This is a genomic window from Flavobacterium panici (genome assembly GCF_024499525.1).
Classification (GTDB): domain Bacteria; phylum Bacteroidota; class Bacteroidia; order Flavobacteriales; family Flavobacteriaceae; genus Flavobacterium; species Flavobacterium panici.
Genome location: NZ_CP100437.1, coordinates 509,617 through 527,984 on the forward strand (window position 1 = coordinate 509,617; position 18,368 = coordinate 527,984).

The 18,368-nt window shown below is 32.8% G+C and carries 20 protein-coding genes; 15 read left to right on the forward strand and 5 right to left on the reverse strand.

Annotation, left to right across the window (positions count from 1 at the left end):
- Positions 1-108: 108 nt before the first annotated feature.
- From NLJ00_RS02365 to purE, 4 genes are all read left to right on the forward strand, one after another.
- Positions 109-2,199 (forward strand): TonB-dependent receptor family protein, encoded by a 2,091-nt coding sequence (locus NLJ00_RS02365; protein WP_256636094.1) that lies wholly within the window; start codon positions 109-111, stop codon positions 2,197-2,199.
- The gene (locus NLJ00_RS02370; protein WP_235992122.1) at positions 2,200-2,781 is read left to right on the forward strand and encodes a hypothetical protein; all 582 of its coding nucleotides are present in this window, start codon (positions 2,200-2,202) and stop codon (positions 2,779-2,781) included.
- Positions 2,782-3,072: 291 nt separating this feature from the next.
- Entirely contained in the window at positions 3,073-4,227 is a 1,155-nt protein-coding gene (locus NLJ00_RS02375; RefSeq protein ID WP_256636095.1) for a 5-(carboxyamino)imidazole ribonucleotide synthase, read from the forward strand.
- A 362-nt stretch (positions 4,228-4,589) separates the two neighbouring features.
- The gene (gene purE, locus NLJ00_RS02380; RefSeq protein WP_194140836.1) at positions 4,590-5,075 is read left to right on the forward strand and encodes a 5-(carboxyamino)imidazole ribonucleotide mutase; all 486 of its coding nucleotides are present in this window, start codon (positions 4,590-4,592) and stop codon (positions 5,073-5,075) included.
- 159 nt (positions 5,076-5,234) lie between these two features.
- Here the strand turns inward: purE and NLJ00_RS02385 are convergent, their stop codons facing one another.
- Positions 5,235-5,906 (reverse strand): hypothetical protein, encoded by a 672-nt coding sequence (locus tag NLJ00_RS02385; protein WP_256636096.1) that lies wholly within the window; start codon positions 5,904-5,906, stop codon positions 5,235-5,237.
- Positions 5,907-6,125: 219 nt separating this feature from the next.
- Between NLJ00_RS02385 and NLJ00_RS02390 the strand changes: the two genes are divergently transcribed.
- A complete protein-coding gene (locus tag NLJ00_RS02390; RefSeq protein WP_256636097.1) occupies positions 6,126-8,153 on the forward strand; it encodes a M3 family metallopeptidase in 2,028 nt (675 codons plus the stop codon).
- 161 nt (positions 8,154-8,314) lie between these two features.
- Entirely contained in the window at positions 8,315-8,974 is a 660-nt protein-coding gene (locus tag NLJ00_RS02395; protein WP_180861098.1) for a SanA/YdcF family protein, read from the forward strand.
- A gap of 83 nt (positions 8,975-9,057) precedes the next feature.
- On the opposite strand, the gene NLJ00_RS02400 is transcribed toward NLJ00_RS02395, so the two are convergent.
- The 3 genes from NLJ00_RS02400 to NLJ00_RS02410 form a co-directional block, all read right to left on the reverse strand.
- Positions 9,058-10,542, reverse strand: a complete 1,485-nt coding sequence (locus tag NLJ00_RS02400) for a hypothetical protein (RefSeq protein ID WP_256636098.1) — start codon at positions 10,540-10,542, stop codon at positions 9,058-9,060.
- A 139-nt stretch (positions 10,543-10,681) separates the two neighbouring features.
- Complete coding sequence (locus NLJ00_RS02405) at positions 10,682-11,095, reverse strand: DUF1842 domain-containing protein (RefSeq protein ID WP_053470798.1); 414 nt, start codon at positions 11,093-11,095, stop codon at positions 10,682-10,684.
- 333 nt (positions 11,096-11,428) lie between these two features.
- Entirely contained in the window at positions 11,429-11,761 is a 333-nt protein-coding gene (locus tag NLJ00_RS02410) for a hypothetical protein (protein WP_053470797.1), read from the reverse strand.
- Between the two features lie 381 nt (positions 11,762-12,142).
- On the opposite strand from NLJ00_RS02410, the gene NLJ00_RS02415 reads away from it, so the two are divergent.
- The 9 genes from NLJ00_RS02415 (at position 12,143) to NLJ00_RS02455 (ending at position 17,117) form a co-directional block, all read left to right on the forward strand.
- The gene (locus NLJ00_RS02415; protein ID WP_053470795.1) at positions 12,143-12,646 is read left to right on the forward strand and encodes a GbsR/MarR family transcriptional regulator; all 504 of its coding nucleotides are present in this window, start codon (positions 12,143-12,145) and stop codon (positions 12,644-12,646) included.
- Between the two features lie 56 nt (positions 12,647-12,702).
- Entirely contained in the window at positions 12,703-13,077 is a 375-nt protein-coding gene (locus NLJ00_RS02420) for a hypothetical protein (RefSeq protein ID WP_256636099.1), read from the forward strand.
- Between the two features lie 43 nt (positions 13,078-13,120).
- Positions 13,121-13,402 (forward strand): hypothetical protein, encoded by a 282-nt coding sequence (locus tag NLJ00_RS02425; protein WP_256636100.1) that lies wholly within the window; start codon positions 13,121-13,123, stop codon positions 13,400-13,402.
- Positions 13,399-13,746, forward strand: a complete 348-nt coding sequence (locus tag NLJ00_RS02430; protein ID WP_256636101.1) for a hypothetical protein — start codon at positions 13,399-13,401, stop codon at positions 13,744-13,746. Before NLJ00_RS02425 ends, NLJ00_RS02430 begins: the two co-directional genes overlap by 4 nt.
- An 18-nt stretch (positions 13,747-13,764) precedes the next feature.
- Entirely contained in the window at positions 13,765-14,151 is a 387-nt protein-coding gene (locus tag NLJ00_RS02435; RefSeq protein WP_053470792.1) for a hypothetical protein, read from the forward strand.
- A gap of 68 nt (positions 14,152-14,219) precedes the next feature.
- Positions 14,220-15,002 carry a fatty acid desaturase family protein gene (locus NLJ00_RS02440; RefSeq protein WP_256636102.1) on the forward strand — a complete coding sequence of 261 codons (783 nt, stop codon included), beginning with the start codon at positions 14,220-14,222 and terminating at the stop codon, positions 15,000-15,002.
- 106 nt (positions 15,003-15,108) lie between these two features.
- On the forward strand, positions 15,109-16,014 hold the full coding sequence (locus NLJ00_RS02445) for a TIGR01777 family oxidoreductase (protein ID WP_256636103.1): 906 nt from the start codon (positions 15,109-15,111) through the stop codon (positions 16,012-16,014).
- Between the two features lie 182 nt (positions 16,015-16,196).
- Positions 16,197-16,652 carry an SRPBCC family protein gene (locus NLJ00_RS02450; RefSeq protein WP_256636104.1) on the forward strand — a complete coding sequence of 152 codons (456 nt, stop codon included), beginning with the start codon at positions 16,197-16,199 and terminating at the stop codon, positions 16,650-16,652.
- A 69-nt stretch (positions 16,653-16,721) separates the two neighbouring features.
- Positions 16,722-17,117 (forward strand): DUF1090 family protein, encoded by a 396-nt coding sequence (locus NLJ00_RS02455; RefSeq protein ID WP_256636105.1) that lies wholly within the window; start codon positions 16,722-16,724, stop codon positions 17,115-17,117.
- A 353-nt stretch (positions 17,118-17,470) separates the two neighbouring features.
- Here the strand turns inward: NLJ00_RS02455 and NLJ00_RS02460 are convergent, their stop codons facing one another.
- Complete coding sequence (locus NLJ00_RS02460) at positions 17,471-18,277, reverse strand: UbiA prenyltransferase family protein (protein ID WP_256636106.1); 807 nt, start codon at positions 18,275-18,277, stop codon at positions 17,471-17,473.
- Positions 18,278-18,368: the final 91 nt, after the last annotated feature.

Consider the following 18,368-nt stretch of genomic DNA (forward strand, 5'->3'; position numbering starts at 1 on the left):
TATAGAAACATAGATTTTATATTTTATTAAAAGCGAAACACCTTTTTTGCCTCCATGAATCCTATGTTTCTATGTGTTTTAAAAACTACGTCTTAATTCAAATCATTTATGATCTTAAAAAAACATTGTCTTTTTCTTTTTGTGATTTTTGTTTTCCAAAACATTGAAGCGCAGAAAAAAGAAGGCAAAAAAATTGATTCCTTAAAAACCGAAAAGCTGAAAGAAGTTGTAATCAGTCCACTTCATATTGATAACAATTTATTAAACACTCCGGCTTCGATTGGTGTTCTTTCTAAAAAAGATTTAGTGCAAAATAATACCACCGATATTACAACGGTATTGAATACAATTCCGGGTGTTTTTATGCAGTCTTCTAATTTTACCACAACCCGAATTTCGATTCGCGGCATTGGTGCGCGAACCACTTACGGCACGAATAAAATCAGGGCTTTTTACGGCAGTATTCCGCTGACTTCCGGAAACAGCGAAACCGTAATTGACGATATTGACCTCGAAAACCTCAACCAAATTGAAATTATTAAAGGTCCGCTTTCGAGTGTTTACGGTGCTGGTTTAGGCGGTGCGATTTTAATTTCACCTCAGCTTTCTAAAAACGGAAATCAAAGTGCTCGAATAGGTTCTGTTTTTGGTTCTTTTGGATTATTGAAAAACAGTGTGAATTTTGGTTTAGATGAAAAAAACGGAAGTCTAAACATTAGTTATCACAATTTAAAAACCGATGGCTGGCGTGAAAACAGTGCATACAAACGGGAAGGAATTACGCTTGCAGGAGAATTATTTCGAAAGAAAAACAGCAAACTGACTTACTTTTCAAATTATACTTATTTAAAAGCTTTTATACCGAGTTCGATTAATAAGAATGCTTTTGAAAATAATCCCGAATCTGGTGCGCCAACCTGGGTCGCTTCAAAAGGTTATAAAGAATACAAATCGACTTTGGGCGGATTAGCTTATGATTTTTCAATTAATGAAAATCTAAAAAACTCAACTTCGGTTTTTATCAATTATAAAGACAGCAACGAACCAAGACCTTTTGATATTTTACGTCAATATACTTTTGCAACGGGCGTGAGAACACAATTCTCAGGAAATTTTAAAATTGGAAGAATAGAAAATAACTTCATTACCGGAATTGAATATTTTACGGATACTTATAAAGGTAATACGTTCGAAAACCTGTATCAACAAAATAATGGTTTGGGAAGTTTACAAGGCGACCAGCTTACCGAAACCGGACAAAGAAGACATTTCTACAATATATTTTCGCAATTGCGAACTTTACTTTCAGATCAATTTGAAATTCAGGCAGGTTTAAATTATAACAAAACCAAATTCAGCCTTGACAATTATACTGAAAACTCAAATCAGGAATATAGTTATGACGGCATTTTTTCTCCGCAATTGTCTTTATTATTTAAACCAGATTCTCAAAAGACGGTTTATTTTTCGGTCAGCCGAGGGTTTTCATTGCCAGCGACAGAAGAAACTCTTACAAGCGAAGGCACAATTAATACAAATATAAAACCTGAAAACGGTTATAATTTTGAAGTAGGCGGAAAGTTTTATTTCTTCAATAAAAAACTTTACACCGAAATTGCGGTTTACCGAATGGAAATTAAAGATTTATTGGTCGCCAAAAGAGTTGGTGATGATCAATATGTGGGTTTAAATGCCGGAAAAACATTTCATGAAGGAATCGAAATTACTTTAAATCACAATTGGCCAATCAATCGATTCTTTTCCCTGAATTCTTATTTAGCCGGATCTTTAGGAAATTATGAGTTCAAGGAATTTGTTGATAACGGAAATGATTATTCCGGAAATAAATTAACCGGAGTTGCAGCAAACAAAGTCAACGCCGGAATTATTTTAAACACCAATCTTGGAATTTATTTCAATGCCGATTACCAATTCGTAGATGAAATCCCGATGAATGATGCCAATACTGCTTTTTCTGATTCTTATAATCTTATCAATTTAAAAACAGGTTATCGATTTGAGATCCTGCAAGGCTTAACCTCACATTTTGCTGTTGGAGTAAATAATGTTACAAATACAAAATATGCTTCTCTGATACTGCCAAATGCCGTTGCCGTTGGAAACTCGGCGCCGCGCTATTATTATCCTGGTCTTCCTATAAATTATTACGGAACTATCTCATTAAATTATTTATTTTAGATGCTTGAAATCACCCCCAAACCTAAAAAAATGCTTTCTGTATTACAAGAAAAACTGGATTATGTAAGTGCCTATCGGGAAAACCGGTTAAAGTGTGCGCAAGACATTCTCGAAAACCCCTCTTTATTTGAAGAATTAGTTTCTATTTGCTTTTCGCCCGAAAATAAAAACAATCATAAAGCCTGCTGGATCCTTGAATTTGTATCGTATGAAGAATTAATCTGGCTTCAGCCTCACGTTGATTTTTTCTGTTCTAATTTGAAAGTTCTGAAAGATGAAAGTTCGCTCAGACCAATTGCAAAAGTGGTACAGCTTTTAGTAAAATCTCATTTTAAAAAAGACGAAAACAGTATTTCATTATCCGAAGAAAATCTTCAGGATTGTATTGAAGCGAGTTTCGATTGGCTTATAAATGATGTAAAAGTAGCTACAAAAGCCTATTCTATAAGAACTTTATACGTTCTGGGAAATTATTACAACTGGATTCATCCTGAACTTCAGGTTATTTTAAATAAAGATTACGGAGATCATTCCGCAGCTTACAAAGCCGTTGCCCGCGAAGTTTTGAAGAAAATTGAATAGTTTTTTGCCACAGATTAAAAAGATTAGAAGGATTTTTTGGTTTGCCACGAATTACACTAATTTTCACGAATTATTTTTTTTAGATTCAATCTAAAAATTAGTGGTAATTCTTGTAATTCGTGGTAACCACAAATCCGCACAGAGATAAATCATTTTAATCCTTTTAATCTGTGGCAAAACTTTAAAATACAATTCGTGGAAATTCGTGCAATTCGTAGCTAAAAACTAGAAAACCACTAAATTTTGGCTAAAAAAAGATTAAAAGGTATCTTTGCAAAAACACAACACAAAATGAATTATTTTTCTTCTGATTTTAAATTAGGAATATTAGGCGGCGGACAATTGGGTAAAATGCTTTTGTTCGACACCAGAAAATTTGACATACAAACTTATGTTTTAGATCCGAGTGATGAAGCGCCGAGTAAAATTGCCTGCAATAAATTCTTTCAAGGCGATTTAATGGATTATGAAACGGTTTACAATTTTGGAAAACAAGTCGATGTTCTAACTTTTGAAATCGAATTGGTAAACCTTGAAGCTTTAACACAATTAGAAAACGAAGGTGTAAAAGTATATCCGTCTCCAAAAACTTTAAAAGGAATTCAGAATAAAGGAACTCAAAAAGATTTTTATACCCAAAGTAATATCCCAACCGCATCTTATTTACGTTTTGAAAGTCCATTGCATTTGCAAAAATCAGTTGGAAATAACGAAATCACAATTCCGTTTGTATGGAAATGCACCGAGTTTGGTTACGACGGAAATGGCGTAAAAGTAATTCGTCAGATTTCTGATATGGATGATTTACCAAATGTAGAATGTATTGCAGAAACAATGGTTCCTTTCAAAAATGAATTGGCGGTAATCGTGGTAAGAAATCCATCAGGAGAAATTAAAACGTATCCGGTTGTAGAAATGGAATTTCACCCAGAAGCAAATCAGGTTGAATACGTAATCTGCCCGGCAAGAATCGACGAAAAAGTTGCAGAAAAGGCCAGAGCAATTGCTTTAAATGTTTCAGAAAAATTCAATCACGTTGGACTTTTGGCTGTTGAAATGTTTCAAACCAATGAAGATGAGATTTTGGTAAACGAAGTAGCACCGCGTCCGCATAATTCTGGACATTATTCAATTGAAGCAAGTTATACTTCACAATTCGAAAATCATTTACGTGCTATTTTAGATCTTCCGTTAGGAAACACAGACAGTAAAGTTGCCGGAATTATGGTAAATTTAGTGGGTGCCGAAGGATTTTCTGGAGACGTAGTTTATGAAAACATTGAAACCATTTTAGGATGGGATGGCGTTACGCCGCACATTTACGGAAAAAAACAAACACGTCCGTTTAGAAAAATGGGTCACGTGACAATCGTAAATGAAAATATGCAGGAAGCAAGACGAATTGCACAGGAAGTTAAGAACACGATTAAAGTGATTAGCGCTTAGTAATTAGTGATTAGTCATAGTCGACCGTCACAGCTGACAAATTTGAAGCAAAATAAACGAATTTATCAGTTTAATGGATTTTGTAGAAATATTAATTGACCTTTTGAATTTAGACGACAAATCAAATTTGTTTAAAATTCATTTTGAAAAATTTACAGATAAATACGAATACAAACGCGAAAGAATAAAAAGTTTCATTCTATTTATAATTCTTGTCGTATGTTCCTTAGCATTAATAATTTTCGTTTTATTTCTGATTTATACAATTTTACTTAAATTACGATCATAAACCAATAAAATGCAGTTTTTAGTCTCAACCAAACTTGAAACCTAAAACCTGAAACAAAACAAACAAAAAACAAATGAGCAAAGTAGCCATAATAATGGGAAGCATCTCAGACATGCCAGTTATGCAGGATGCAATCGACATATTAAAACAATTTAATGTAGAAGTTGAAGTAGATATCGTTTCGGCACACAGAACGCCGGAGAAATTATTTGATTTCAGTAAAAATGCACATATTCGCGGAATTTCTGTAATTATTGCCGGTGCGGGCGGTGCGGCACATTTACCTGGAATGGTGGCTTCAATGTCTCCGCTTCCTGTAATTGGAGTTCCGGTAAAATCAAGCAATTCTATTGATGGCTGGGATTCTGTTTTATCGATTCTGCAAATGCCGGGCGGTGTTCCAGTTGCAACTGTTGCTTTAAACGGCGCAAAAAATGCGGGAATTTTAGCAGCACAAATCATCGGAAGCCACGATAAAAAAGTTTTGGATACTATTATTTCTTATAAAGAAGAATTAAAAGCGGCGGTTAATAAAGCTGCTGAAGGTTTAAAGAAATAAGTTTTCCCGATTCCTGCAAGGTTTTCAAAACCTTGTAGGTCTGATTATCACAATCAAAATTAAATACTTCAAAAATACCTACAAGGTTTTGAAAACCTTGCAGGATAAAAATGCAAAGGCTTCCCTGTACGGAAGCCTTTTTTTATTTATTTTTTGAAATTAAATTACATCTTCAACTTCTTCTAAAATAGATTCAAATTCAGATTCTTTTATATCTTCCTTATTTATCCAATTTTCTGAAGTCACCAAATCGTAATTTATATTGTCTTCAGTCTTCAATTCCCAAATAATACTTTCAGCTTCCGGAAACGTAATATTTTGAGATATTTGATTTTCGAATAATCTTTTGATCAGATTTCTATCAGATAAGCCATTATTCAATAATTTCAACACGTTTTCGGCTGTCAGCTTTTGTGCTTCTCCATCGGTTGGCCTCAGTGAAAAATGAACAATAGAAGCTTTTGCATTTGGGAATTTTCCATTATAGGCTTTAAAAAGCAATTGATTGACTTGAAATAAAGTTCCTTGCATGTGTATTTCGGGATATTCTTCGCAAACCTTATCAATTAACATATTGTTCGATATTTGCTCAATTTGTCCTTCGCTTAATTGATCTCCCAATTTATATTTCAAAACTATTTGAGCCGCTTCGTTAGGTTCATAATCTGAAATTGCCATTTCTAATAATTCCGGCAAACTGCTTTTCTCTGCTGTTGCGCCATCGGGATAATTGAATTTTTCTAATAACGTAATAAAATCTTCGTCTGACCAATATCCTTCAATTTCATTAACCGTATCAATATTCTTTATTACAACTTGATAATTCATCATTTTTTTATTTTAATTATGATTCGCATTTTATAATGCCAAATCTATTTTTTCAATTTACGCTTTTAAAAACGCCTACAGAAATAAATAACATATCTATAACACAATTTAAGAGGATTTTATGCCGAGAATCGATCTTGTTTAGATGATTAGGTTTTTATAAATTGCTATCTTTGAAATTCAAAAAAATCGACTTCTATTAATAAAAAATATAATATCATAATGAGTGTTTTACTTTCAAAATTTATAACTAAACATAACACCGCACCTTTTTCGCAAATTAAAATCGAAGATTATGTTCCTGCTTTCAACGAAGGAATTGCTTTGGCTAAAGCCGAAATTGATGCAATCGTAAATAATCCAGATGCGCCGACTTTTGAAAATACCATTGTAGCGATGGATTTTTCGGGCGATATTTTAGATCGTCTTTCTAGTATTTTCTTCAATTTGAATTCGGCTGAAACGAATGATGAAATGCAGAAAATTGCTCAGGAAGTTTCGCCTTTACTTTCAGAATTTGGAAATGACATTCGCTTAAATGCTGATTTATTTGCAAAAGTAAAAGCCGTTTATGATCAAAAAGAAAGTTTAGGTTTAAATCCTGAACAAACGACTTTATTAGATAAAAAATACAAAAGCTTTTCAAGAAACGGGGCGAATTTGCCAGAAGACAAGAAAAACCAATTAAGAGAAATCGACAAAGAATTATCGAAATTGAGTTTACAGTTTGGTGAAAATGTTTTGGCAGAAACCAACAACTTCGAATTGCATTTAACCGATGAAAAAGATTTATCTGGTTTACCGGAAGGCACTATCGAAGCCGCAAGATTATTAGCTAAAAATCAGGAAAAAGAAGGCTGGATTTTTACTTTAGACCATCCAAGTTATGTTCCGTTTTTAACTTATGCTGATAATCGCGAATTACGTAAAAAAATGGCGATTGCTTTTGGTGCAAAAGCATTTCAGAATAATGAATTTGACAATCAGGAAAATGTTTTAAAGATTGCTAAACTGCGTTTTGAAAGAGCTAATTTATTAGGATATAAAACGCACGCACATTTTGTTCTGGAAGAAAGAATGGCCGAAAGTCCAGAGAAAGTTTTTTCATTTTTAAATGATTTATTGGCAAAAGCAAAACCGGCGGCTCAAAAAGAGTTTGCGGAGTTAACTGCTTTCGCAAAAGAACTGGACGGAATCGAACAGCTAGAAAAATGGGACGGTGCTTATTATTCTGAAAAATTAAAACAACAGCTTTTTAATTTAGACGATGAAAAACTCAAACCTTATTTTCAATTAGAGAAAGTATTAGATGGTGCTTTCACCGTTGCCAAAAAATTATACGGTTTAACTTTTACGGAAGTTTTTGATATTGATAAATACCACGAAGAAGTTACGACTTATGAAGTAAGAGATGCTAATGACAATTTAGTTTCAATTTTCTACGCTGATTTCTTCCCAAGAAAAGGAAAAAGAAACGGTGCTTGGATGACTTCATTCAAATCTCAATATGTAAAAGACGGCGTAAACGAAAGACCACATATTTCTAACGTTTGTAATTTTACAAAACCAACAGAAACAAAGCCTTCTTTATTGACTTTTAATGAAGTAACGACTTTATTTCACGAATTTGGGCACGGTTTACACGGAATGCTGGCAAATACAACTTATCCAAGTTTATCTGGAACTTCTGTTTACTGGGATTTTGTAGAATTACCAAGTCAGATTATGGAAAACTGGTGTTACGAACCGGAAGCTTTGGCTTTGTTTGCGAATCATTATGAAACGGGAGAAATTATTCCGATTGAGTATGTTCAGAAAATTAAAGAAAGTGCAAGTTTTCAGGAAGGTTTAGCAACGTTACGTCAATTAAGTTTTGGATTATTAGATATGGCTTGGCACGGACAAGATCCAACAAGCATTACCAATTTAAAAACTTTCGAAACAGAACAATTTGCCAACACGCAATTGTATCCTGATGTAAAAGAAAATGCGATGAGTACAGCTTTCTCTCATATTTTTCAAGGCGGATATTCTTCTGGATATTACAGCTACAAATGGGCAGAAGTTTTAGATGCTGATGCTTTTGAATATTTTCAGGAAAACGGAATCTTCAATGAAGAAATAGCTAAGAAATTTAAAGATAATGTTCTTTCTAAAGGAGGAACTGAACATCCTATGACTTTATACAAACGTTTTAGAGGTCAGGAACCAAAACCAGAAGCTTTATTGAAAAGAGCGGGACTTCTATAATTGCAGATTTTTGATTTTAGATTGTAGATTTTTGATCTCAAACTCTAGTAAATTTTAGATTAAACCGAAGTATTTCAACTTCGGTTTTTTTATTTGATTTCTCTTAGAAATAATTTTAGTTATCTTCGTATTTTTAAATCTTAATCTTACAAATACAAGCCGTGAAAAAATATTTTAGAATAGTTCTTTATCTTGCAATTACTGGATTGATTGCTATTGTTTCTGTAAACTACTATGTAAAATCTTCTACCAAAAACAAGATTTATTATTCGGTTAAAAAGTTTCCTAAAAATGATGTTGGAATTATTTTTGGTGCGGGAATTAATGGAAATCAGCCAAGCAAATATTTGAAGGATCGTCTTGATGCTGGAATTTTATTATACAAGATGAAGCGAATCAATAAAATTTTACTTTCGGGAGATAACGGCCGTGATGAATATGATGAATTAACGGTTATGAAAAACTATTGTTTTAATCATGGAGTTGACACGACAAAAATATTTATTGACTATGCAGGTTTCGATACTTATTCAACAATGTATCGTGCAAAACATATTTTCAAGATTAAAAAAGCTACTTTAATTTCTCAGGAATATCATTTGAACCGAGCGATTTATATTGGACAAAAACTTGGAATAAAATCGGCTGGATATTCTGCAAACAATGGAGAGTATCACGGATATAAATATGTTTGTTTTAGAGAATATGGTTCCATTTTTAAATCCTTTTTTGATGTTTTAAGAAATCGCGAGCCTCGTTTTCTGGGAACTCCAATTAACATTAATGGTCCTTCTAATTATTCTAAAGAAGATAAACGATAAAAATAGAAAAGCCGAAGTAATACTTCGGCTTTTCATTTGGAGCAAAATTAAAATAAGACATTTTTTGTTTTGCAAAAAATGAACTATTTATGTCGGCGAACAAACACTTCTTCAAACTGTTTAAGTTTAAGTGCTTTTGTTTCTTCGATGCGTTTAGCTTTTAAGTTAACATTTTTAGCAGTTGCCGGCTGAGGTTTTGTAGTATACAAATAAGACTCAAACACGTGGCTTAAATACAAAGGAGATTTTCCAATTCCTCTTGTAGTGTCAAAATTTTGAGATTGATGACAGCTAAAACAATTTGCTAAATTACCAGCATTAATTTTATGTATACTATCCTGAAAAGTCTGCGTGTAAGTCTCCATTGTAATGTTTGCTAAATTAGCAGAACCTCTTGCCAATGAATCTGGAAGAACACTTGATATATCACTTTTTACGATAGTTTGTGCCTGCTGTGCCGGAGTTAATCCGTCTGTATTTAACCAAATCGATCCGTTATAGAAATAATTCTTAAAAACGTCTGTTAATTTTGAGGCTACACATTTATTGATCGTATCGATGTTGTCAAAATTAGCAGGTTCTGCCTGGCTTGTTGTCATATAAGCATTTGTACTTATCACTTTAGGAACTCCATATTCATAAAGAACAAAAGCTTTATACGGCTCTAATGGTTTCTTGTTTACTTTATCCCATTTTATTCCTGTCAAGCCAGAAGTTGTTCCGCTTTGATAAAGCAACATTTCATTAGCTGACGTAACAGAGTTATTTTTCCAGTCATAAACCGGAGCCATTTCTTTATGCTCAAAAGTTGCCCAGATAAATTCAGGATGATTTTTCACAACTCCCACAACGTGCATTCCTAACAAAGCAACAGGTTTTGCTACATATTGTCCTTGCTTATTTTTGAATGCCGCTTTAGTAACGAAATACTCTCCAATTTTTTCTTTCGGAATTGCATCGGTACTAATCCATGAAACTTTTAACTCCAATGAACCAACAGGAAATGTTTCTAAATTAGAATAAGGAACTTTTCCGCTGTTAATTTCAGAAGCTGCAATAATGGCTTTATCATGTAATGTTTTATTTACGTGTATAGAATAATATACCGTATCGCCAGCTGTTTTCCCTGAAACAAATTTTGGGTTAGAAACTAGCACGCCTTCCGGACCAGCCTGATTAATGGAGCTTAAAACTAATTTTAATCCTAATTGCGGAGCAACTGGCGCCATCTCAGGACTAACAACATCCAAAGAATCTAAAAACAACGGATTTCCGGATGGAAGTGGTTTTGTTACCCAAAGGAATTTCTGCCATGACCATTGATGGAAAATACAATTTGTGGTACTTGAAGTATCAAAAGGGCTTCCGTCTCCTTCTGCAGGCGGCGGTGTTTGTTCGTGCGGAAACCAGCTTGCTTCGCATTCGCAAGGTGTAGCTGCTGCTTCCGTTTTAGCATATCCTGAAACTCCGGCTTTTCCAAATATTTTTTCTTTATTCAAAAAGAATATTGTAACAGCTGCAGCAATAAAGACAACTAATACGATTATAATAATCGGTTTTCTATTCATGTTTTTGTGATTTATTTTTTTGGCAATAAAAAAGGCCGTCTAAAAAGACGACCCTTTCAATCAAAACTGTAACCAAATCAGGCGTAATTAAATCCTAATATGTTTCGTAATTCGAGTTGTTAATATTTGGGGTCTCTTATTATGCCAACTCTGGTTGTAAATTTTTTACTGCTTTTACAGGTACGTTTTCAATATGATGTTGGTAGTATGAAAAACCTCCTACTCCGTTCCATTCTGCATCAACAGATAAATGAGCGTCAAAATCGGCTAAAAAAGCACCAATTGCCGGAGCTGGAAAAGTTTGAACATATTGTCCTTTAAAACTAACTAATTGTGTATACTGTCCAAGTCCTGCTGCATATATTTTTCCTGTTACAGGAACAACAATATGAGAATCAGGACCATTTACTGCTTGTTTAATAACTGCCGTACCAGAAACTGAATTTTGTGATGGTACAACAACTAAACTAAATGATACGATTGGAGCACCTGGTGTTCCTACATTTCCTATTGTACCACTTACTAAATAAGCACCTGCTAATAAATCTGCCATAACTTTTGTATTTTTTGGTTTTCCTACTCATAAGGCTTTTCGGAACCGCCTCGTTTTTTTAAGTGGGGTCTGCTCCACCTATTTTGATTCGTTTTTATTATTTAATTGTTTTTTTAACCAACATCTTAAATAACAATTTTTGGTTTATTTCTACTTCAAAACTATAGCAGATAAGTAGACATAACAGAAAAAATGATGTGAAATGGAGTTTCTTTGACATGAAACAGGTTAAGAGTGACACAAGAAAACTTTACCCGTAAAAACACCTGTATTAAACAAAAAACCACCAATATTACATTGCAATATCAGTGGTTTTAAAACTTATTTAAGTTACTATGAACTTACGCCATCTAAAGCCAAATGATTAGAAAGAGTAGTTCCTGAACAAGTGTAATCAGCAACAGCCGAATTTCCCGACTGATATATAAACGCTTGCTGCGCCTGATTATCGTGTCCGGCCATAACCCAGATTTTCATCCAAAGCGTTGATCCGTCCGGTACGCCCAGACTTCCCGGATCTGTTGTATACGACTGACCTAAAAGTTCATTACCCGTTTGCGAAGAACTTTGTAATTGTCCATTTGAGTCTAAGTATACAAACTCAGTTCTGCAAACATATCCGCCTTGTTGATTTAATTTAAACTTTCCTACTGTTTGAATTGCCATGATAATTAATTTTTAAATTTTATGACCTACTCTATTTCTGCTTTTCGGTTTACGCAGCCGCTTTTTTTCTGTGCGAGACAGCTCCACTTAGTGATTTTGTTTGATTTGCTGTTTCAGGGAGAATGTCATAAAATTTATTCTTTTCTACTTGAAACAAGCTTTGAAAAAAAGATTGCTAGCTTATTTTTTCTGATTTCAAAATTATTGCAGATGCATTTGTCAAATAAAAAAATTGCCGCAGAATAGAAAATATTGGTTATCAATCAATTAAAATCAATACATGAAATACGTTTTTATTTAGTCTAAAAAAGAACAAAAAGATCTAAAAATAAACTTTCAATTATTTTTGAAAGTTTAAAAACTTTTACTTACATTTGATCTATGGAATTCAAAGAAGCAAAAAATAAGTTTGTACAAACCTGGGGAGCTTTAGGTTCTCAATGGGGAATTAATAAAACGATGGCGCAAATCCACGCTTTATTAATGATCTCAAACGAAGCTGTTTCTATGGAAGACATTATGGAAGAATTGCAGATTTCACGCGGAAACGCAAGCATGAATCTAAGAGGATTAATGGATTGGGGAATTGTTTATAAAGAATTTAAAGCCGGCGAGAGAAGAGAATTCTTTACTGCCGAAAAAGATTTAGATGAATTAGCGGCAAAAATCTCCAGAGAAAGAAGCAAAAGAGAAATTAAACCTGCGCTTAAAATCTTGAAAGAAGTTTCGACGATTGAAGCAAAAGATTCTGCAGAAGAAAAACACTTTGTGGATCAAACTTCCAAATTATACGATTTCGTTTTAAAAGCAGATAATATGTTAGATAAAATGACTGAATTCAATGAAAACTGGTTAGGAAAATTAGTTATCAAAATGATGAAGTAAAAAAATTTAATCAAAACTTTCATTTTTTTCTGAAAGTTTAAAAACAATAAATAGTTATGAAAACACTTAAAAAAATAAACAAAATTGCATTGATTACAACTTTAGTTTTATTCCTCACTATATATCTTGGAATGCTGGCACAAATACTTTTGGGAATTATTCAAGTAATTTCAGCCATCTATTTAACAGTCAAAGTATATAATAAATCAGATTATGCTAAAAGAAATTTGTCTATTTATTGGATCGTAACCCTTTCTGAACTTGCTTTATTTTACATACAACATTATTATTTCCCAACATCAAATGACGCAATCGAATGGTCTCTAATGGTAATTTTTCCTATGTCAATTGCAATTTACTTTTATACAATACTGAGAAAAATAGTGGCAGAATATGAATACAGTCAAAACAATCTTCAAATTGAAAATTAACCAACACTAAATTCTTTTTGAATATTTTAAAAAAACAGTAGTGATGAAAACAACATTTAAAGTTTTAGAAATTATAAATATAGCTGCCCTAATGTTTTTATTACTTGGTGGTTATGGAATAGCGATTACAGGTGGATTACAAGTTTTAGCCGCTATTTTATTTCTAATACTATTTCCAAGAAACAGACTGATCTATGTTTATTTTGGTTTAGTAATTCTTTTCTTCCTGATCTGGAACGGAGAATTTACCTGGCTTTTCTTATTGCCTATTTCATTAATATTCTTCCTAACATTTATTATTTACAATCAAAAAAAGAAATTATGAATTTCAACATCATTGGATATTTAATATATCTCAGCATTACGACTTTCATCATTTTAAAAGTTGGAAAAATCTGCTACAAAAACGGAAATATTTATGTGGCAGATCTAATCCCGAATCATGCTGACCTCTGTCAAAAAGTCAATCAGGTTTTGCTCTTAGCTTATTACCTTTTAAACATTGGTTATTGCGCTATGACATTAATTTCCTGGCAGAAAATTATTTCATCAATACAATTGATTGAAACTATCTGTATAAAAACAGCTGTCATAATTTTTATTATTTCAATTCTTGCATCACCTCAACATTTTAATTATAACAAAATACATTCAAAAACTAATTCATAACAACAAAAACTAAATATTATGGAAACTACAAAAATCTTAATCGGTTACAGTATTTATTTACCAGTCGCTTTATTTTTAACTTATTACGTTTCTAAAACGCTTTTTAAAAATGGAAAAATCTTTATGCTTGACATCTTTAAAGGCCGGGAAGAAATTGCAGAAGCAACCAACAAACTTTTTGAAACCGGATTTTATCTTTTAAACATTGGTTTTGCCTTAATGATTTTAGAAATGCAATTATATAGAGACAGTTATCAGGAATTAATTGAAAACTTAAGTTATAAAATTGGCGGTTTTTCTATTTATCTTGGCATCATGTTATTCTTCAATTTGTATTTCTTTTTTAGAGGAAAACGAAAAGCAAAAGAAGCTCAAAGAGAAGAAAGATTGGTCTTTAAAGCATAAACATTCTGTAACAAACTCGACAGGTTTTAAAAACCTGTCGAGTTTGATAAAACCTAAATTTAGATAAAATGACACATCAGGAAATACTCAAAAAAGTGCAATGGAAAGATTTAAAAACGCTTAGCTTTAAAGAAATGCTAATTGAAAACAACTTGACAATTCCGTGGTTTCTAGTTTCTATGACGCTTGCTTATTTTGGATATTATTTAGCAGCGATTCCTTTTTCAGCTTTTTTCTTTCTAGCCGGACTAAGACAAGTACATAATGGTTTTCACAATTCATTAGGAACAAATAAATTTTTAACCTGGTTTACGCTTTATTCAAACAGTATTTTATTGATGGTTTCAATTCATGCCGTTAAATTCAATCACATACGACATCATAAATATTGTTTGTCTGATGAAGATTACGAAGGAAAATCAGCAAAAATGACTTGGTACGGCGCTATTCTTTATGGACCAGTTCACATGTTCTTGATTCATAAAGTAACATTGCAGAAAGGAAATAAAAATTATGTCAAAAATGTAATCTTAGAGCTTGTCTCAATTGCAGTTGTAACCTTTATAATTTTCTATTTTCAAATTCATTTCCTGATCTATCATTTTATTATAATGGTCTTCGCCGAATTTTTAATGGCTTTCTTTGCTGTCTGGACTGTGCATCATGATACAGAAGATTCTCCTGAATTTGCCAGAACACAACGAGAAGGCTGGAAAAACAAAATTACGTTCAGCATGTTTTATCATTTAGAACATCATTTATTTCCGGCAGTTCCAACAATTAAATTACCAGAACTGGCAAAAAGAATTGATAATGTATTTCCAGATATTGAAAAAAAGAACACTTTTTAATTGTAAAATATAGTTTGCTAATAATTGCACGAATTTTCACGAATTAATATTCAACAAAAAAATTAGTGGAAATTCGTGCAATTAGTGGCAAAAAAATCTACACCCAATGAAAAAACTCATAATCGCAGCCGGAACTGGTTTTCTTGGACAAGTTTTAGTTAATCATTTCAAAGATAAATTTGAAGAAATTGTAATTCTGACCCGAGGAAAATCGCAGATAATTGACGGAATAAAATATGTAAACTGGAATGCCAGAACTTTTTCCGGCTGGGAAAATGAATTGGAGAATGCGACGGTTTTAATTAATCTCGCAGGAAAATCTGTTGATTGTCGTTATAGCAAAGAGAATAAAAAAGAAATTCTTTGGTCTAGAATTGAAAGTACCAAGATTTTAAACAAAGCCGTTTTGAATTGCAAAAACCCGCCGAAACATTGGCTGAATTCATCAACAGCAACTATTTATCGTTTTTCTTTAGACAAACAAATGGATGAAGTTGACGGTGAAATTGGAAATGATTTTTCTATAAATGTCGCTTTATCTTGGGAAAAAGCATTCTTTAAAACCGAAACTCCCAATACCTTAAAAACGGCTTTGCGAACTTCAATTGTTTTAGGCAAAAATGGCGGTGCTTTAATTCCGTTGAAAACTTTGGCTAAAATTGGTTTTGGAGGAAAACAAGGAAAAGGAAATCAGTTTATAAGCTGGATTCATGAAGAAGATTTTGAAAATGCGGTTGATTTTATTATTGAAAAAGAAATTACGGGCGTTATCAATATTGTTTCTCCAAAACCTATTCGAAATATTGATTTTATGCAGAAACTTAGAAAAGCTGTTGGTTTTCCTTTTGGAATTCCGCTTAACAAATTCTTTCTAGAAATTGGAGCATTTTTTATTCGCACAGAAACAGAACTGGTTTTGAAAAGTCGAAATGTGATTCCGAAAAGACTTTTGGAAAATGGATTCCAATTTAAGTTTGGAGATATTGATAATGCTTTTCGAGATTTAATATAGATCCCAAATTCACACAGTTTTGTCATTTCGACGAAGGAGACTCGAGCGATAGCGAACAGACGAAGTAAATCTCCACGAGAAGCTCCACAAAGATTGGATTCACATAGCGGAGTTACTTGCGAAGATTTGTCCTTCGTCGAAATGACAAGATTGTGCAAAAACAAACTTTAACCTAACAAATAATGACAACAATACACCTCACAACAAAAATAAAAGCCTCAAAACAAATCGTTTTTGATGCCTCACGAAATATCGATATTCATCAGCAATCTGCAAGTCCAACAAAAGAAAAAGCAATTGCCGGCGTAACATCTGGATTAATAAATTTAAATGAAACAGTAACCTGGCGTGGCAAACATTTCGGATTTTATCTCACACACAAAACCCGAATTCCTGTAATGGATTTTTATGATTATTTTGTAGATGAAATGGAAGAAGGAAAATTCAAATCTTTCAGACATCAACATATTTTTGAGGAACAAAATGGCGTAACAATCATGAAAGATGTATTACAGTACGAAACTCCGTTTGGGATTTTCGGAGAACTTTTCGATATTTTATTTTTAGAAAAACATATGACTAATTTTCTTTTGGAACGAAATAAGGTTTTGAAAGAAGTATCGGAAAAATTTAGTTAATATAATTTTCTTACTTTTATAAGTAATTCATTTCTGAATGAATCAGATAAATTAATCAAAAACATACTTATGAAATTAAAAACGATATTAACTGTATTTCTTTTTGCAATTTCTTTTATTGGTTTTTCGCAGAGCAATTGCAAAAACTTAAAAGGCTGCGAACGTAAATTATGTGAGCTAAATATAAAATTGACCGCTGCTAAAAAAGCCGGAAATCAAAATCAGATTAAAGGAGTTGAAGATGCTATAGCGCAGACCAAGAAAAACTGTACGACTAAAACAGTGAACAAAGATCTGGACAAAAAGGTAAAAGAGAAACAGCAAAAAGTTAACGAAAGAACTGCCGATTTGAACGAAGCGATTAAAGACAAAGAAAGCAAAGAAAAAATTGACAAAAAAAGAAAGAAACTAAATGAAGCTAAAGTTGAATTAAATAAAGCGCTTGCTGAACAAAAAACGAAATAGATTTTTCGCTCTCGAAGATTTTAAATTAATTTGGCAAAGCCCAATATTTAAACGCAATCTTGTCATTTCGACGAAGGAGAAATCTCCGCAAGTAACTCCGCAACGAGAATCCAATCTTTGTCGAGCTTCTCGCGGAGATTTCTCCTTCGTCGAAATGACAAGATTGTGGCAACAAATCTTCTCTTAAAAATGAATTTTCTCATTGTACGGTTTGCGTGAGGGATTGAGGCGGTATCTCCCGATTTAGAAAAACAAGGCTTTTTCAGCCGTAGTTTTTGTTAATCGGGAATTTAGCCGAAAGCCCGCCCCGAAGGGACACGCCCAAAATATTTAGAACCTTAAATGCCTTTTATTTATAGAAACGCAATCATCAGCCACCAAAAGATGGGCACACTTTCGACCCAAAAAGAAGTATAATATTTAGATCGATTTGTATTGGCAAACAAAATAAACAACATCAAAGTCAAAACCATTATCAGGTTGATGATAAGATCATGAAGTGTAAAAGACAAAATTCCTAAAACCCAAAACGGAACTAAAAGTGAAAATCCTAAAATCTTTGTTCGTTTTACACCAATTGTTTGCGGCACAGTTTGCAAATGCGGATCATCATTAGCTAAATCTATTATTTCAAAAACCAAAATCAGGACAAAAACCAATACAAAACGCTGGACGCATTTTATAAAAAAGTTAGCTGTAAAGGGAATTTCGGCATTAATGTATGGCAAAACCAAAGTCGCTCCTACCCAGCAAAGTGCTACAATGTAAATTTTTACTCCTGCCCAGTTTCGGGCATTTTTTCTGTTTGGGAAAAAAGGTAAAGTATAAAGTGCCGTTATGGCAAAAATTACAACCGAAACAATTTGAGTAATTCGTTTTAGATGGAAAAAATAATAGCCGACTAAAATCAGCGAAATGAAACTTAAAACAGCGATAATTTTGAGCTGATTGCCAATTGGTTTTTTCTTCACCCGAACCAAAGCATCATATTTTACAAAATTATATCCTACAATTGTTCCGAAAAAAACAAACAATGCCATTGACTCATCATACTGAATATGAAAGAAATGAAAAGTTATTCTAACCAAGGCATAACACGATAAAGCCACGTGAATACTGCTGTTTAAATAAAAATCTAATATTTGTTTTAGAAGTTTCATGCCTCAAATCTAATCAATTGGTAACAAATCAACTCTTTAGTTATAAATTTGATAAAAATTGAAGTTAAAAATACCCATTAAATTATTAATA

Excerpts from the sequence above, each read along its gene's own strand:
- NLJ00_RS02375 (WP_256636095.1), top strand. The coding sequence starts at position 3,073 with ATGAATTATTTTTCTTCTGATTTTAAATTAGGAATATTAGGCGGCGGA.
- NLJ00_RS02370 (WP_235992122.1), top strand. The coding sequence starts at position 2,200 with ATGCTTGAAATCACCCCCAAACCTAAAAAAATGCTTTCTGTATTACAA.
- NLJ00_RS02400 (WP_256636098.1), bottom strand. The coding sequence starts at position 10,542 with ATGAATAGAAAACCGATTATTATAATCGTATTAGTTGTCTTTATTGCT.
- NLJ00_RS02410 (WP_053470797.1), bottom strand. The coding sequence starts at position 11,761 with ATGGCAATTCAAACAGTAGGAAAGTTTAAATTAAATCAACAAGGCGGA.
- NLJ00_RS02460 (WP_256636106.1), bottom strand. The coding sequence starts at position 18,277 with ATGAAACTTCTAAAACAAATATTAGATTTTTATTTAAACAGCAGTATT.
- NLJ00_RS02365 (WP_256636094.1), top strand. The coding sequence starts at position 109 with ATGATCTTAAAAAAACATTGTCTTTTTCTTTTTGTGATTTTTGTTTTC.
- NLJ00_RS02430 (WP_256636101.1), top strand. The coding sequence starts at position 13,399 with ATGAATTTCAACATCATTGGATATTTAATATATCTCAGCATTACGACT.
- NLJ00_RS02425 (WP_256636100.1), top strand. The coding sequence starts at position 13,121 with ATGAAAACAACATTTAAAGTTTTAGAAATTATAAATATAGCTGCCCTA.
- NLJ00_RS02445 (WP_256636103.1), top strand. The coding sequence starts at position 15,109 with ATGAAAAAACTCATAATCGCAGCCGGAACTGGTTTTCTTGGACAAGTT.
- NLJ00_RS02435 (WP_053470792.1), top strand. The coding sequence starts at position 13,765 with ATGGAAACTACAAAAATCTTAATCGGTTACAGTATTTATTTACCAGTC.
- NLJ00_RS02415 (WP_053470795.1), top strand. The coding sequence starts at position 12,143 with ATGGAATTCAAAGAAGCAAAAAATAAGTTTGTACAAACCTGGGGAGCT.
- NLJ00_RS02420 (WP_256636099.1), top strand. The coding sequence starts at position 12,703 with ATGAAAACACTTAAAAAAATAAACAAAATTGCATTGATTACAACTTTA.
- NLJ00_RS02450 (WP_256636104.1), top strand. The coding sequence starts at position 16,197 with ATGACAACAATACACCTCACAACAAAAATAAAAGCCTCAAAACAAATC.
- NLJ00_RS02390 (WP_256636097.1), top strand. The coding sequence starts at position 6,126 with ATGAGTGTTTTACTTTCAAAATTTATAACTAAACATAACACCGCACCT.
- purE (WP_194140836.1), top strand. The coding sequence starts at position 4,590 with ATGAGCAAAGTAGCCATAATAATGGGAAGCATCTCAGACATGCCAGTT.
- NLJ00_RS02440 (WP_256636102.1), top strand. The coding sequence starts at position 14,220 with ATGACACATCAGGAAATACTCAAAAAAGTGCAATGGAAAGATTTAAAA.
- NLJ00_RS02405 (WP_053470798.1), bottom strand. The coding sequence starts at position 11,095 with ATGGCAGATTTATTAGCAGGTGCTTATTTAGTAAGTGGTACAATAGGA.
- NLJ00_RS02385 (WP_256636096.1), bottom strand. The coding sequence starts at position 5,906 with ATGATGAATTATCAAGTTGTAATAAAGAATATTGATACGGTTAATGAA.
- NLJ00_RS02455 (WP_256636105.1), top strand. The coding sequence starts at position 16,722 with ATGAAATTAAAAACGATATTAACTGTATTTCTTTTTGCAATTTCTTTT.